The organism is Tardiphaga sp. 813_E8_N1_3 (assembly GCF_051811025.1).
Classification (GTDB): Bacteria; Pseudomonadota; Alphaproteobacteria; order Rhizobiales; family Xanthobacteraceae; genus Tardiphaga.
Window position 1 is genome coordinate 96,505 of sequence record NZ_JBPWQE010000001.1, and the last position, 14,892, is coordinate 111,396.

Genomic DNA, 14,892 nt, shown 5'->3' on the forward strand with positions numbered 1-14,892 from the left:
TGGTGCAGGTGCTCTGAAAATATCGCATTGCAACTCATATGGCACGGACTTTGCTTTTGTAAATTACGAAGTATGCTTCGTATTTTGGTGGGCCTCTAAAGTCCGCTGGAGCGTAAGGAGATCGCCATGTCTGTTACTGCCTCATTCGACCTGCTGCTGCGCGGTGGTCGCGTTATCGATCCCGCAGCCGGCATCGACGGCATCAAGGATGTCGCCATCCGCAACGGCAAGATCGCCGCCGTGCAGGCCGACATTCTGCCAACCAGTGCGAAGGAGGTGATCGACGTCTCAGGCAAGCTGGTGCTGCCGGGCATGATCGATACCCACGCGCATGTCTATCAGTATGTCAGTGGCCGCTTCGGCATGCAGCCCGATATGGTCGGCGTGCAGTCCGGCGTCACCACACTGATCGATCAGGGCGGTCCGTCCTGCATGACGCTGCCCGGCTTTCGTCATTTCATCGCCGAGCCCGCGAAATCACGCGTTTACGCGTTTTTATCGACCTATCTCGTCGGCGGCCTCGAAGGTCACTTCTATCCCAATCTCTACAGCCCGGATGGCGTCGATATCGATGCGACTGTGAAGTCTGCCGTCGCCAATCGCGACCTTGTGCGCGGCATCAAGGCCCATGCCGAAATTGGCGGCTTCGCGCGCTGGGGCATTCGCGTGATGGAAATGGCAGCGGAGATCGGCAAGCGCGCTGAACTGCCGGTCTATGTGCATTTCGGCCAGCTCTGGGGCCTGCCAGAGTCGGGCAACAACGGTGAGGACGTCGATACGATCCTGGAGCGCGTGATTCCGCTGCTGAAGGAGGGCGACGTGCTGGCGCATCCGTTCACGCGGCATCCCGGTGGCTTCGTCAATCGCGAGGGCGAGGTGCATCCGGTGATCCAGGCGGCGATCGATCGCGGTCTCAAGATCGATGTCGGTCATGGCAGCCACTTTTCCTATCGCCTCGCCAAGAAGGCGATTGCGGCCGGCATCGTGCCGAATACGCTCGGCGCCGATATCCATGGCTACAACACCGAAGTGCCCGCGCCGGCCGGCACGCCGGACGAGCACGAGGACGACGAGAATCATCCGTTCAAGGGCCAGGCCAAATTCAGCCTGGTGCAGGCGATGAGTTCGATGATTTCGCTCGGCCTCACGCTGGAGCAGGTCGTGCCGATGGTGACGTCCAATCCGGCGAAGATGATCGGGCTGTCCGACAAGATCGGCTCGCTCAAGGTCGGCATGGATGCCGATGTCTCGGTGCTCGTCGAGAAGTCGGGCCGTTACATCCTGCGCGACAACGAGAATACCGACGTGATTGCGAACGGCCTGCTACAGCCGGCGTTCTGCCTGCGCGAAGGCGTCCGCTTCGATCCAATCGCTCCGATCCTGCCTCAAGCCGTCGCGGCCTGAGGTTTGCAAGCCCGTTGGGAAGACGCCGGGAGTCTGTCGATGCGCAATGAGCGAGATATCTCGCCCGCCGCGCCTGCTTCAAAGCAGGGCGTCGGCGCGCGCGTGCCGCGCAAGGAGGACGATCGCCTCATGCGCGGGCGCGGGCAATTTGTCGGCGATATCAGGCTGGCGGGATTGCAGGACGTCGCTTTTGTCCGCAGTCCGTTGGCCCATGCGCGAATCCGGGCGATCCATGTTCCCGAGCGTTATCGCGATGTGGTGTTCACGTCCGCCGATCTCGTCGGCATCAAGCCGATCCGCGCGATTACGGGGCTGGCTGGATTCAAGCCGTCCGATCAACCCATTCTGGCGATCGACAAGATCCGTCAAGTTGGCGAACTCGTCGCCATGTGCGTTGCGCCCACGCGCGCCGAGGCCGAGGATATCGCGGCTTCCGTCACGCTCGATCTCGAAGAGCTGCCCGCCGTCTACGATATGCTGAAAGCGCGCGAGCCCGGCTCGCCACTGGTGCATGAACACTGGGGCGACAACGTCTTTCTCGAAAGCTTCTTCGAACTCGATATTTCCAGCGCGCTCGATGCGCCGATCAAGGTGACACGCGAGATCTCGACCGCGCGACAATGCATGTCGCCGCTCGAAGGTCGGGGTGTCATCGCCACGTTCGATCATCGTCTCGATCAGCTCACGCTCTATACGGGCAGTCAGATGCCGCACATTGTGCGCAACGGTCTGTCCGACTGCCTTGAGATGGATCAAGGACAGATCAGGATCGTCTCGCCGGATGTCGGTGGCGGCTTCGGCCACAAGGGCATCTTGCTGCCGGAGGAAGTCTGCCTGTCGTGGCTCACCATGAAGCGCGGCTTCCCCGTGCGCTGGATCGAGGATCGCCGCGAGCATCTTACCGCTGCCGCGAACTGCCGCGAGCATCACTACAAGATCACCGTTTATGCGGATCGCGACGGCACGCTGCGCGGAATCGATTGCGAAGCCACGGTCGATTCCGGCGCCTATTCGTCCTATCCGTTCTCGGCCTGCCTCGAAGCGGCGCAGGTGGTCAGCATTTTGCCCGGCCCCTATCAGATGCCGGCCTATCGCTGCCGGACCTATTCGGTTGCCACCAACAAATGTCCAATCCTGCCCTATCGCGGCGTCGCCCGAACCGGCGTGTGTTTCGCGCTGGAATTGATGCTCGATCTGGTCGCCGCTGAAGCGGGGCTTGAGCCCGGCGACGTCCGGCTGCGCAATCTGGTGCGGCCGGAGCAGATGCCGTTCGACAACATCACCAAGAAACATTTCGACAGTGGCGACTATCCCGAGGCGTTGCGCCGTGCCGTCGCGCAGATCGATATCGATGGCATCCGTGCGCGCCAGCGCAAGGGCGAGGACGACGGACGGCTGATCGGTGTCGGTCTCTCGATCTATTGCGAGCAGGCGGCGCATGGCACCTCGGTCTATTCCGGCTGGGGCATTCCCATGGTGCCTGGCCACGAACAGGCTACCGCGCGACTGACGCCGGATGGCGGACTCGAACTCAAGGTCGGCGTGCATTCGCACGGTCAGGGCCTCGAGACGACGCTGTCGCAGGTCGCATTTGAGATGCTCGGCGTCGATGTCGCCAAGATTCGCGTGGTGCATGGCGACACGGCGATGACGCCGTATTCGACCGGCACATGGGGCTCGCGCTGCATGGTGATGGCCGGCGGTGCTGTCGCGACCGCGTGTCACGAACTCGGCGAACGCGCCAAGAAGATCGGCGCCAAGTTGTTGCAGGTCGATGAAGCCAGTGTCGTGCTGGTCGATGGCGAAATCCGCGGGCCCAATGGCAGTGTCACGCTGAAGGAAATCGCGCACACCTGGTACCGCCGCCCGCAGGATCTGCCGGGCGATGTCGATCCCGGTGGCCTGGAGGCGACCTCCGGCTACAAGCCGCAGCGCGACAGCGGCACCTTCAGCTACGCCGCGCATGCGGTGACTGTCGCCGTTGATCCTGATCTGGGCGATGTGGAGATCCTCGACTATGTGATCGTCGAAGACGGCGGCGTGCTGGTCAATCCGATGATCGTCGATGGCCAGATCTATGGCGGTCTCGCGCAGGGCATCGGTACGGCGCTCTACGAGGAAATGCCGTTCGATCGCGCCGGCCAGCCGCTCAATACGACATTGGCCGATTATCTGCTGCCCGGGCCGACCGAAGTGCCGATGCCGTGGCTCGATCACATGGAAACGCCGTCGCCCTACACCAAGTTCGGCGTCAAGGGCATCGGCGAAGGTGGCGCCATCGCGCCGCCAGCGGCCATTGGCAATGCGGTCAACGATGCGCTGCGTGGCCTTGGCGTCGAGATGCTGCAGTCGCCGATCACGCCGCGCCGTGTGCTCGAAAGCATTCTTGCTGCGCGCGATGCGAAGAGGACCGCCGCATGAAACCGGCACCCTTCGCCTATGAGCGGCCGCGCGATGTCGCCTCGGCTCTGGCCGTGATGACCGGTACCGATGGCGTCGTGAAGATCATGGCTGGTGGCCAGTCGCTCGGGCCGATGCTGAACCTACGTCTCGTCGCCCCCGATACCATCGTTGATATTACAGGCCTCGCTGAACTGAAGCATGTGGAAGTCAGCGGTGGTGAGTTGGTGATTGGCGCCTGCGTGACTCATGCCGATATCGAGGACGGCCGCATTCCCGATGTGACGCGCGGCGCGATGCAGCGGGTGGCGTCAGCCATCGCCTATCGCGCGGTGCGTAACCGCGGCACGGTCGGTGGATCGCTCAGCCATGCCGATCCCTCCGCCGATTGGGTTTCCACCTTTGCGGCGCTCGGTGCAACGCTCTCGCTGCGCAGCGCCAAAGGCGCGCGGCATGTGGCGATGAAGGATTTCATGCTGGGTGCGCTGGAAAGCGTGCTGCAGCCCGGCGAGATGCTGGAAGCCGTACGCGTGCCAGTGATGTCTTCCTCCGCGCGCTGGGGTTATGTGAAGAGCTGCCGCAAGACAGGCGAATTCGCCCATGCCATCGGCGCGGTGCTGATCGATCCCGAGGCGAGCAAAGCTCGCATTGTCATTGGCGCCGTCGAAGCTGCGCCTATCATCATCGACAACGCCGAAGAACTATTCGGTGGCCGCATCACCAGCGATTTCAAGAAGAAATTCGATGCGCGAGCCGCCGATAGCCTGCTGTCGAAAGCCGGAATGAGCGATGCCGCCGACCGGCACATCCATGCCACGGTGCTGCGTCGCGCCGTTGCGGAGGCGGCGGCATGAACTCGGTCGAACTCACCGTCAACACCCGCGCCGTGAAGAAGGACGTCGAGCCGCGCACGAGTCTCGCCGACCTGATGCGCGACACGCTCGATCTCACGGGCACGCATCTCGGCTGCGAGCATGGCGTCTGTGGCGCCTGCACGATCCTGGTTGATGGCGTGCCGACGCGCTCCTGCATCACTTATGCGGTGGCGTGCGACGGCGCTGACGTCACCACCATCGAGGGTCTCGATGATGATGAGATCGCTGGCGAATTGCGTGCGGCCTTCACGCGCGAACATGCCTTGCAATGCGGTTACTGCACCCCGGGTATGCTGGTCTCCGCACGCGATCTGGTGAAGCGCCTGCCGGATGCCGATGAGAGGAAAATTCGCATCGGCATGTCAGGCAATCTCTGCCGCTGCACCGGCTATGTCGGTATCGTCCGTGCCGTGCAGTCGGTCATCACCGAGCGCCGCGCGCGCGATATCGCGCCGGAGCCGGATGGCGGCCGCAAGGTGCTTGGGCCGGCGGGTTCGGGGCACAAAGTGTGCGTCAGTTCGCAAAAACTCGCGGCGACGAAACCTGCGGCGCGCGAAGCGGCAGAAGTCGTCACGCCGCTGGAGATTCCTGATTTCACGCCGTCGACCACGCTCGAGCAGCAGTTCACCGTGGCGCATCCTCCGGCGAAAGTGTTCGCGCTGTTCGATGACATCGCGGCCGTCGCCTCGTGCCTGCCCGGGGCGACACTGGTCGGCACACCTAGGCCGGAGCGCGTCGAAGGCGCGATCCGTGTCAAGATCGGTCCCATCTCCGCGAACTTCGACGGTGCCGCGCGGGTCGAACGCGACGAGGCTAATCTCTCCGGCCGCATTCTCGGCGTCGGCAACGACCAGCGCAGCCGCTCCACCACGCAAGGCGAGATTCGTTACCGGCTTGTGCCGCAGGATGACGGCGTGGCCACGCGTGTCGAGCTTTCCATCGGCTACAGCCTCACCGGCATGCTGGCACAGGTCGGTCGCAGCGGGCTGGCGCGCGATCTCGCGGGCCGGCTGGTCGCGGAATTCGCCGGCAATCTCGATCGCCGCCTGTCGGGCGATGTGACATCGGCGCCGTCAGCGGCAGCCGATCTGAATGGTGTTTCGTTGATCCTTGGTCTCCTGCGTGAGCGCGCGATGCATGTCGTTCGCCGCCTCACCGGGCGTGGAGGATCGGCGTGAGAGATCGACGTTCGCTTGGACATGCGAACGGCGAGGTTTGGACTGCGCAAGCTTCATCAGCGTAACACTGGAGGACCACATGATACGGACCATCAAGGCAGCTTCGGCCGCCGCTCTGGCAATTGCTTTCCTGGGCAGCGCTGCGACTGCGCAAACGATCAAGATCGGCGTCAATGAGCCGCTGACGGGCGCCTTCGCCGCATCGGGCACCTATGTCGTCAACGGCGCCAAGATCGCCGCCGACGAGATCAACGCCAAGGGTGGTCTTCTCGGCAAGAAGATCGAGCTCGTTATTGAGGACAACAAGAGCAACCCGACGGAAGCCGCTGCCGTCGCCGAGAAGCTGATCACCCGCGACAAGGTCCCCGTCATGCTGGGCGCCTGGGGCTCCAGCCTCACCCTCGCGGTGATGCCGAAGCTGGTTGAATACGAAACCGCGATGGTCGTCGAGACCTCGTCGGCCAGCAAGATCACCACCTCGGGCAATCCTTACGTGTTCCGCATCTCGCCGCCGTCCTTTGTCGAAGCGGCTGCGTTCAAGAACATCGTCGACAAGCTGGCGCTGAAGAAGGTGGATTTCCTTGTCATTAACAATGACTGGGGCCGCGGCACTGCCGAGGACTTCAGCAAGATGATGAAGGAAAAAGGCATCGCCATCGGTCTGGTCGAGACCATGGACCAATCGGCCCAGGACATGAGCGCGCAGCTCGCCAAGATCAAGGCGACGGACTCCGAGACCGTGATCATCACGGCCGCAGTCGATCAGTTGACGCTGATCTTCAAGCAGGCGGCTGCGCTCGGCCTGAAGAAGCGGATCATCACCACCGGCGGTTCGCAGAACCCTGACCAGATCATCGCGCAGGCCGGTGCCGCTGCCAACGACACCATGCATCTGACCACGTTCCTGCCCTGGATGCCGGAAAAGACTCCGAACCCCGAAGCCACCACCTACTTCATCGGTGAGTGGAAGAAGCGCGGCTTCGATTTCGCGGGCTGCACCGAGAGCTTCCGCGGCTATGACGGCATTCGCACCATTGCGGCCGCTATCGAGAAGGCCGGCAAGGCCGAGCCCGCGGCGATCAAGGACGCGCTCTGGAAAATCGACGTCAAGGGTCTGAACGGCGACATCGTGTTCAAGAAGTCGGGTCCCACAGGTCAGGAGAGCGGCCAGAGCTTCCCGAACGTCTATCTGGTCGAGATTGCCGGCGGCAAGATCGTGATGAAGGATCTCTGATCCAGACACGTCGTTCTGGGATCCGCGCCTTTTGCGCGGGTCCCACTTTCCTCAAAACATTGCGAGTCGCGCGTGGACCAGCTCCTGCAACATGTCGTCAATATGCTCGTGCTCGGCGGCACCTATGCGCTGCTCGGCATCGGGCTGACGCTGATCTTCGGCATCATGAACGTGGTGAACTTCACCCACGGCATCCTCTACACGTTCGGCGCCTATATGATGTTCATCGTCGTGCATCAGCTTGGCCTGAATTTCTTTGTCGCGCTGCCGGTGGCGATCGTTGCCGGCTGGCTGCTGGGCGCCGTCATCGAGATCACGCTGCTGCGACCGCTGCGCGGCGCCGATATCGACACCACCATGCTGGTAATGATCGGCGCCTGGATCGCGATGCAGTCCGGCGCATTGTGGATCTGGGGCGGTGTCGCCAAGTCGATCGACAATCCGTTTCCTGATGCTCCGCTGGTGATCGGGCCGGTGTCCGTGTCCTGGCTGCGGCTGTTCGTGCTGTTCGCGGCGGCGCTGCTGATCGTGCTGGCTTACTCGTTGATCAATCTCACGAAACTCGGCAAGGCGATGCGCGCGACCTTCCAGGATTCCGACACGGCAGCATTGATGGGCGTCAATGTCAGCCTGATCTACACCTCGACCTTCGCAATCGGCTCGAGCTTGGCCGCCGCCGCCGGCGCGCTGCTCGGCCCGGTCTATGTCGTGTTCCCGCAGATGGGCGATCTCGCTGCGGTTAAGGCCTTCGCCATCGTCATCCTTGGCGGCCTCGGCAATATCACCGGCGCTGTCATCGGCGGCTTTATTCTCGCTTTGGCGGAAGAGCTCGGCGCCGGCTACGTCTCGTCGGGCTATCGCGATGCGATGGGCTTCCTGATCATCATCATGGTGCTGATCTTCAAACCGACAGGATTGTTCGCACGGGCGGAGCGCGTCGGATGAAGCAGATCGTCACGCTCCTTTGTCTCGCCTTCTTCGCTTCCGTGCCGATGTGGCTGACGGATCCGTATCTGCTCAATGCGCTGATCACGACCGGTATTTTCATCATCGGCGCCATGAGTCTGAATCTGCTGCTCGGCTTCACCGGGCAGCTCAGCCTTGGCCATATCGCCTTCTTCGGTATCGGCGCCTATGTCAGCGCGCTCATATCGCTGGGATTCGATGTGCCGATCTACGGTGATTTCCATATCGTCCACGTGCCGTGGCCGCCGATTGCAGGCTTCTTTCTGGCGATCGTCATCTCGGGCTTCTGTGGCTATCTGGTCGGACGCCTGTCGTTCAGCGTGCGCGGCGCCTATTTCGTGATCGTCACGATCTCGTTCGCCGAAGTTGTCAGGCTGGTGGCGCTGAACTGGGTCGAGCTCACGCAGGGCCCGTTGGCGCTGACCAATATTCCGTCCATTATGATAGGTCTGCCAGGGCTTGGTTATCTCGCGCTGAAGACCAAGTTTCACAATTACTATCTTGTGCTCGCTGTGGCAGCGATCTCATATTTCCTGATTTCACGCCTCGTTCATTCACATTACGGCCGCGCCATGCGCGGGCTGATGGAGAACGAAACGCTGGCTGTGGCCGTCGGCATCGATGTGACAAAGACGCTGACACTGGCCGCGGTGATCTCTGCCGGTATTGCCGGCGCAGCGGGAAGCCTTTACGCGCATTACATCCGTATCATCGATCCCGACGTCTTCGCTTTTATCTCGACGGTGACCATGGTGATCATGGTGGTGTCGGGCGGCAAGGGATCGCTGGCCGGGCCCGTCGTCGGCGGCGTCATCTTTGGTCTGCTGCCGGTGTTCCTGCGGCCGATCATGCCGCCGGAAGCGCAGTGGATCACCTATGGCGTGGTGCTTATCGTCATCCTGTTCGTGATGCCGCGCGGCATCGTGCCGTCGCTTGCCGCGAAACTCGGCTTGGCCCGTGCCGGCGGAACCAGACGGGCGTCCATCGCCGTTTCCGAACGCACCGCCGAGGAGCACGCGTGATGGCCGAGACTGTACTCAGCATCGAACATGTTGCGGTCCATTTCGGTGGCCTCGTCGCGATCTCGGACATGAACTTCCATGTCAACAAAGGTGAGATCGTCAGCCTGATCGGGCCGAACGGCGCCGGCAAGACCACGGCCTTCAACGTCATGACCGGCTTCCTCACGCCCACCAAGGGCGCGGTGAAATATTACGGCGCGGATCTCAAGGGCAAGAAACCGCATGAAATCGCGGATCTCGGCCTGATCCGCACCTTTCAGCGCACCAGCGTGTTTCCCAATGACACGGTCTACGACAACGTCCTGATCGGCCTGCATCGCCAAGGCGAGCTTAAAGGCAAGCTCGGCCTAGCCGAAGCCATTCTCGGCCTGCCGCGTGCCCGCGCATCGGAGAAGGCGCAGCGTGCACGTGCCGCCGAGTTGGTGCGCTGGATCGGACTCGAGGCGCGCGCCAACGATCTCGCCGGCTCGTTGTCCTATGGTGAGCAGCGGCTCGTCGGTGTGGCATTGGCGCTGGCGGCGCAGCCGAAGATGCTGCTGCTAGACGAGCCGGTGTCCGGCATGAACGCGTCGGAGACGCATACATTCGTGCAGTTGATCCGCAATATCCGGGACTGTGGCGTCACAATCCTTTTGGTCGAGCATGACATGCCAATGGTGATGAGCGTGTCGGATCGCATCGTCGTACTGAATTACGGACGCATCATCGCCGAAGGACCGCCCGATGAAATCCGCAAGAATCCCGCGGTGATCGAGGCCTATCTCGGCCAGAGTGCGAAGGATGTAGTCAAGGAGGTCGCGGTCCATGCTTGAGATTCGTGACATGGTTTGCGCCTATGGCCAGATCTCAGCCCTCAAGGGCATTTCGCTTTCGGTCAAGGCTGGCCAGCTCGTGGCGCTGATCGGCGCCAACGGCGCCGGCAAGAGCACGACGCTGCGGGCGATCTCGGGCCTCGTGCCATCGCGCTCCGGCAGTCTGCATTTCGACGGCGAAGACATCACCGGCATCGGCGCGCAGCGGGTGCTCACCAAAGGCATCGCACATTGTCCGGAAGGGCGTCGCGTCTTTCCGCATATGACGGTGGCCGAAAATCTCGACATGGGTGCCTATCTGCGCTCGGACACGAGCGAAGTCACTGTGGACCGCGACCGCATCTATGGCGAATTCCCGCGCCTCGCCGAACGCCGCAAGCAGGCGGCGGGCACGTTGTCCGGCGGCGAGCAGCAGATGCTGGCGATCGGTCGTGCGCTGATGTCACGGCCGCGCCTGGTGATGTTCGATGAACCGTCGCTCGGTCTCGCGCCCAACATCGTCGAGCGTACCTTTGCGATCATTCGCGCGATCCGCGACGCCGGCACGACTGTTTTGCTCGTTGAGCAGAATGCCTTCGCCGCGCTCGAGATGTGCGATCATGCCTATCTGCTGGAGTCCGGCCGTGTCGTGCTGTCCGGTGCGGGAGCGGAGCTGATCGAGAACGAGCATGTGCGACGGGCCTATCTTGGCGGATGACGAAGATCCTGCCCGATGGGTCGCGGTCTGTTCGCGCGAGCGCCTGACCGAACAGACAATCGTTTGCGTCAAGGTGGCTGGCCTCGGTGTTCTCATCGTGCAGGATGGTGAGACGATTTACGCCTGCGAGCGCGCCTGTCCACATGAGCAGGCCGATCTCAGTCTTGGCCGCGTCGCCGATCGCCGGCTGCACTGTCCGCGTCATCTGGCCTGGTTCGATCTGGCAGACGGCAGTATCTCGCCCGGTTGGCCGAGCAGGGGTTTGCGACGCTATCCGGTGCGCGAAAGCGATGCGCAAATCTGGGTCGACACCCAGGCCATCGTCCCGAAGTAACAAGCCTTCGCAAGAGTTACGCGGCATCGGGCCTGGATGCAGAATTCGTTGGCGCTGCAGCATTCAATTGGTGCAGTTGCGGTATAATAATCATGCTTGCCCCCTCGTAAAGCGCGGATAATACTGCTGAAAAGTCAGACTCCGGCGTGTGTCTGGCCATTACAAAAATGGGCGCAAGACCCATGCTTCTCGTCGATCTTTCAAGCGATCTCCGTCAAGGGCTAGGGATGTGACCATTATCGATTTCGGCAGGGCCATCCCGTTGTCGCAGGCGCGTGGCTGGCAGCAATGGCCTGGCCATGAAGACTTTTCGCTGCAGTTCCTGCGCGTGTTGCGCGCGGCCCAGGAAGGCGGAAGCACGGTTTCTGAGTGTTTTCTGGCGGCGGAGCGCATCAATCCACGCGATGACGAGAGCTGGTATCGCGAATGGCATAACGCGGCTGATATCAACCGTGACCGCGCCGCGGAGGCGCTGGCCAGCGGCCGCATCCCGACGGCGCTGAGTAACTGGCTGCGCGCGGCCAACTACTATCGCACCGCTCAGGTTATGCTCGCTTGCAGCGATCCGCGGCAAGGCGCCGCCATTGCCTTGATGCAGGATTGCGCCCGACTTTACGTGCAGCATGCAACGCCTGCCGGCGAGGTCGTCGAGATCCCGTGGCGGGACGGCGTGTTGCAGGGATACTTCGTTCCTGCGCCGCGCGCGACGCGGCCGCAGCCGGTCGTTCTCTGCGTCGTCGGGCAAGGCCACTACAAGGAAGAGCATCTGCATAGGGTGCCCAGTTACGCGCTGGACCGCGGTCTCTCGCTGTTGCTCGTCGATTTGCCCGGTCAATCCTACAGCCAGGAGATGATCGGGTCGCCTTGTCGGTATGAGGTCGAAACGGCGATCAGTGGCTGGGTCGATTTCCTGGCCGACCGCCGCGATATCGATCAAGAACGAATTGCGATCTTCGGAGACGGCCTGGGAGCTGCCTTTGCGACGCGCGGCGCCAATCTCGACGATCGCTTTGCAGCAGCTGTTTGCGATGCCGGAATCTGGGAGCTTCACGAGCGCGCGTTTATTGCCAGCCGTATTTCAGGCCGCGCAGGTCTGGGCTGTCCGAGTGAAATCGAGGGCTTCAACAGCAGCAGCGTTGCCGCCAATATCAAATGCCCGGTCCTGGTTGCGATGGGCGAACGCGACTGGCTCGATGTCGATCACGTCACGGAATGTTGCCGCGTCATGAAACAAAACGGCCTCGACATCGAACTGAAGATCTTCCGCGCGTCGGAAACGGTGGCTCCGCCCGCCCAGATCGATATTCCGACCGTGGGCAACGAGTTCATTTTCGACTGGATTGTCGATCGTTTGAACTCAAGGACGACGTAGGGGGCGCGGCCCGGTCGATTGACCCGCCGCTCATCCGGCGATGTTCAGCTCTCGACTTCCAGCATCAGTGCAGCCTTTTCGAGGCGATTCTTGAGCCGGGACATGTGCTGTCCGATCTCCTTCAAGGCCTGCTCGTCGAAATCGCTGAGAATGAAATCCCCGAGCGATTCCCTGCGGGTCGATAGGGCGGAGATCTTCTTGCTGGCCTTGTCGGATAGCGACATCAGCACAACGCGGGCATCCTCGCGGGACGCGACGCGCCGCATGAACCCATTCTTTTCGAGCATCTTGGATTGGGTGGTGACAAAGGAGGGGTCGACGTGGAGCATCGCGGAGACATCCTTGACCGGCACGCCGTTGCCGCGATCGAGGTCGCTGACGGCCATCAGGATCATCCACTGCGGTCCGCTGATGCCGAGCTCCTTGGCCCAGAACTGGCGGATTCCCTCAAGATGAACGTTGATCGAAGCGATGTCCCAGATGAACTGTCGGATGACTTCCTGATTCTGGCCGGTCACCCAAATAGAAAGCTCGTTTTCGTTCCAGCCCGCAGATCCCCCACGCATAGTCGCTGTCGCCCCGCCGGCCATTCCCACCGTCTCACAGATTTCAGATTTCTATAATTGTATCAGTGAATTGTGACGTGCAAACCACGATTTCGTGTGTTGCCGGGAAACCACACTGCATCGCGATAAAGTTACCTGAGTTCATAAAGTATTTTGCTTCTAAGAATTGCGCAGGCATTGTTGGTTCCGGCGATGGGGAAACCCTCGATCGTCCCGTTGAAGTAGTTCGCTTGAGTGCCTCGCGTTATGCGGGTGTTTCCGAAAGCGCGAAGTGCTCTAGCGGTTAGTTTGGGGACTTGGGGGACTAAATCTTCGGGCGCTCGCGCCTGGCAGATCCGGAACCTTCCCTTTTGGACAACTTGGAGGTTTAACATGACGATGATTAAGAGCCTTATCCTCGGCTCGGCGGCGGGTCTGATCGCCATCGGCGGAGCTCAGGCAGCCGATCTTCCGGTGAAGGCCAAGGCAGTTGAATACGTGAAGATCTGCTCGCTCTACGGCGCAGGCTTCTACTACATCCCGGGCACCGATACCTGCATCAAGATCGGCGGCGCGATCCGTTTGGACGTTGCGTTCAACGGCAGCACCTACGACGTTCCGTTCTGGCAGGGTGGTGCCGGCGGCAACAATCTCTGGACCAAGAACTATTTCTCGACCCGTGAACGCGTCAACTTGACGACGGACACCCGCACCGCGACCGAATACGGCGTGGTTCGTACCTACGCGAACATTCAGTTCGACTTCCTCCAGGATCGTGAATCGATCGCTGGTGGTTACACCGAAGTCGACTACGCGTTCATCCAGTTCGCCGGCTTCACCTTCGGTAAGGCCGTCTCGCAGTTCGATCCCCAGTGGGCGCTCGCCAAGCCGTACATCTCGTCGGGCTTCAACGCTGGTTCGAACAACGCGACCGGTATCCCGCAGCTCGCTTACACCGCTTCGTTCGGTAACGGCGTGTCGGGCACGATCTCGATCGAAAACGCTTCGCCCTACCGCAACGCCGGTCTCTGGAACACCAACACGTTCATCGTCGGCCCAGGCGCGAGCACCTTCCCGGGTACGTTCTACGGCACGAACTCGAACACCTTCGTGGGCAACGCCTACGGCGGCAACCACATTCCTGACATCGTCGGCAACATCCGCCTCGATCAGGCTTGGGGCACCCTGCACTTCGGCGCTGCAATGCATGCGATCACCCCGGGCCTTTACTCGGGTGCGAACGAGCAGCTCGGTCACGCTGACGACAGCTACGGCTTCGCAGTTACCGGTGCGGTCGAATTCAAGAACCTGCCCACCGGCGCAGGCGACAGCTTGAAGATCGAAGCATCGTACGGCAAGGGCGCTGCCAAGTACGTCTTCGGTGGCACGACCGATACCTCGGGTGGCGGCCGCTACGCGAAGGTTGATGGTAACAGCCTCGGCTTCGGCTACGTGCTCGATGGCGTTTACGCCACCAACGGCCAGATCATCCAGAGCTCCGCTTGGGAAGTTAGCGCTTTCTACGAGCATTACTGGAACCCGGCCTGGCGCACGTCGCTGTTCGGTAACTACAGCCATATCTCCTATGGCTCTGGTAACGACCTGATGATGGCCGCCTTCACCGGCGTCAGCACCGGTGGCCCGGGCTTCAGCTCGTCGGCGGCTGCTGCCGCTCGTGCTGGCACCTTCGCCGGCACGGGTAACTTCGACCTGGGTCTCGCCCAGATCGGCACCCGTACCGCCTGGACCCCGGTTCAGAACCTGACCCTGTCGGCTCAGTTCACCTACAGCCGCCTCGATCAGAACCTGAACGGCACCTACACCACCATTGGTACTGGCATGTCGGGCAAGCCGGCCGGTACGGTCTTCAACACCGCCGACCAGAACCTCTACAACGGCTCGGTGCAGATCCTGCGCTCGTTCTAATATCGACTGCCTCACGGCAATCGCTATCTGAAACAAAGACCCCCGGCAGGAAACTGCCGGGGGTTTTTGCTTGCGCGGGATCGTTTCCATCAAGGCGTGCCGGGCGTTCTCGACGTCGTAGAGGCGG

The 14,892-nt window shown here is 61.7% G+C and carries 13 protein-coding genes; 12 read left to right on the plus strand and 1 reads right to left on the minus strand.

Features of this window, described 5'->3' with window-relative positions; translation table 11 throughout:
• The first annotated feature begins 126 nt into the window (after positions 1–126).
• From AB8A33_RS00470 to AB8A33_RS00520, 11 genes are all read left to right on the plus strand, one after another.
• Entirely contained in the window at positions 127–1,404 is a 1,278-nt protein-coding gene (locus AB8A33_RS00470) for an amidohydrolase/deacetylase family metallohydrolase (protein ID WP_439090969.1), read from the plus strand.
• Between the two features lie 39 nt (positions 1,405–1,443).
• On the plus strand, positions 1,444–3,825 hold the full coding sequence (locus AB8A33_RS00475) for a xanthine dehydrogenase family protein molybdopterin-binding subunit (protein ID WP_439090970.1): 2,382 nt from the start codon (positions 1,444–1,446) through the stop codon (positions 3,823–3,825).
• Positions 3,822–4,658, plus strand: a complete 837-nt coding sequence (locus AB8A33_RS00480) for an FAD binding domain-containing protein (protein WP_439090971.1) — start codon at positions 3,822–3,824, stop codon at positions 4,656–4,658. Before AB8A33_RS00475 ends, AB8A33_RS00480 begins: the two co-directional genes overlap by 4 nt.
• Positions 4,655–5,857 (plus strand): xanthine dehydrogenase family Fe-S subunit, encoded by a 1,203-nt coding sequence (locus AB8A33_RS00485; protein WP_439090972.1) that lies wholly within the window; start codon positions 4,655–4,657, stop codon positions 5,855–5,857. Before AB8A33_RS00480 ends, AB8A33_RS00485 begins: the two co-directional genes overlap by 4 nt.
• Positions 5,858–5,936: 79 nt before the next feature.
• A complete protein-coding gene (locus AB8A33_RS00490; RefSeq protein WP_439090973.1) occupies positions 5,937–7,091 on the plus strand; it encodes an ABC transporter substrate-binding protein in 1,155 nt (384 codons plus the stop codon).
• Positions 7,092–7,163: 72 nt separating this feature from the next.
• Positions 7,164–8,036, plus strand: a complete 873-nt coding sequence (locus AB8A33_RS00495) for a branched-chain amino acid ABC transporter permease (protein ID WP_439090974.1) — start codon at positions 7,164–7,166, stop codon at positions 8,034–8,036.
• Entirely contained in the window at positions 8,033–9,079 is a 1,047-nt protein-coding gene (locus tag AB8A33_RS00500; RefSeq protein ID WP_439090975.1) for a branched-chain amino acid ABC transporter permease, read from the plus strand. Before AB8A33_RS00495 ends, AB8A33_RS00500 begins: the two co-directional genes overlap by 4 nt.
• A complete protein-coding gene (locus AB8A33_RS00505; protein WP_439090976.1) occupies positions 9,079–9,891 on the plus strand; it encodes an ABC transporter ATP-binding protein in 813 nt (270 codons plus the stop codon). The genes AB8A33_RS00500 and AB8A33_RS00505 overlap by 1 nt, the downstream gene beginning before the upstream one ends.
• On the plus strand, positions 9,884–10,588 hold the full coding sequence (locus tag AB8A33_RS00510) for an ABC transporter ATP-binding protein (protein WP_439090977.1): 705 nt from the start codon (positions 9,884–9,886) through the stop codon (positions 10,586–10,588). The genes AB8A33_RS00505 and AB8A33_RS00510 overlap by 8 nt, the downstream gene beginning before the upstream one ends.
• Entirely contained in the window at positions 10,578–10,922 is a 345-nt protein-coding gene (locus AB8A33_RS00515; RefSeq protein WP_439090978.1) for a Rieske (2Fe-2S) protein, read from the plus strand. The genes AB8A33_RS00510 and AB8A33_RS00515 overlap by 11 nt, the downstream gene beginning before the upstream one ends.
• Positions 10,923–11,151: 229 nt before the next feature.
• A complete protein-coding gene (locus AB8A33_RS00520; RefSeq protein WP_439090979.1) occupies positions 11,152–12,294 on the plus strand; it encodes an alpha/beta hydrolase family protein in 1,143 nt (380 codons plus the stop codon).
• A gap of 44 nt (positions 12,295–12,338) precedes the next feature.
• Here the strand turns inward: AB8A33_RS00520 and AB8A33_RS00525 are convergent, their stop codons facing one another.
• A complete protein-coding gene (locus AB8A33_RS00525; protein WP_439090980.1) occupies positions 12,339–12,812 on the minus strand; it encodes a MarR family winged helix-turn-helix transcriptional regulator in 474 nt (157 codons plus the stop codon).
• A gap of 420 nt (positions 12,813–13,232) precedes the next feature.
• Between AB8A33_RS00525 and AB8A33_RS00530 the strand changes: the two genes are divergently transcribed.
• Positions 13,233–14,765: a porin gene (locus tag AB8A33_RS00530; RefSeq protein WP_439090981.1), complete on the plus strand. Its 1,533-nt coding sequence runs from the start codon at positions 13,233–13,235 to the stop codon at positions 14,763–14,765.
• Positions 14,766–14,892: the final 127 nt, after the last annotated feature.

What these genes read in the sequence shown, in the direction of transcription:
- AB8A33_RS00470 (WP_439090969.1), top strand. Translation starts at nt 127, where the DNA reads ATGTCTGTTACTGCCTCATTCGACCTGCTGCTGCGCGGTGGTCGCGTT.
- AB8A33_RS00475 (WP_439090970.1), top strand. Translation starts at nt 1,444, where the DNA reads ATGCGCAATGAGCGAGATATCTCGCCCGCCGCGCCTGCTTCAAAGCAG.
- AB8A33_RS00480 (WP_439090971.1), top strand. Translation starts at nt 3,822, where the DNA reads ATGAAACCGGCACCCTTCGCCTATGAGCGGCCGCGCGATGTCGCCTCG.
- AB8A33_RS00485 (WP_439090972.1), top strand. Translation starts at nt 4,655, where the DNA reads ATGAACTCGGTCGAACTCACCGTCAACACCCGCGCCGTGAAGAAGGAC.
- AB8A33_RS00490 (WP_439090973.1), top strand. Translation starts at nt 5,937, where the DNA reads ATGATACGGACCATCAAGGCAGCTTCGGCCGCCGCTCTGGCAATTGCT.
- AB8A33_RS00500 (WP_439090975.1), top strand. Translation starts at nt 8,033, where the DNA reads ATGAAGCAGATCGTCACGCTCCTTTGTCTCGCCTTCTTCGCTTCCGTG.
- AB8A33_RS00505 (WP_439090976.1), top strand. Translation starts at nt 9,079, where the DNA reads ATGGCCGAGACTGTACTCAGCATCGAACATGTTGCGGTCCATTTCGGT.
- AB8A33_RS00510 (WP_439090977.1), top strand. Translation starts at nt 9,884, where the DNA reads ATGCTTGAGATTCGTGACATGGTTTGCGCCTATGGCCAGATCTCAGCC.
- AB8A33_RS00530 (WP_439090981.1), top strand. Translation starts at nt 13,233, where the DNA reads ATGACGATGATTAAGAGCCTTATCCTCGGCTCGGCGGCGGGTCTGATC.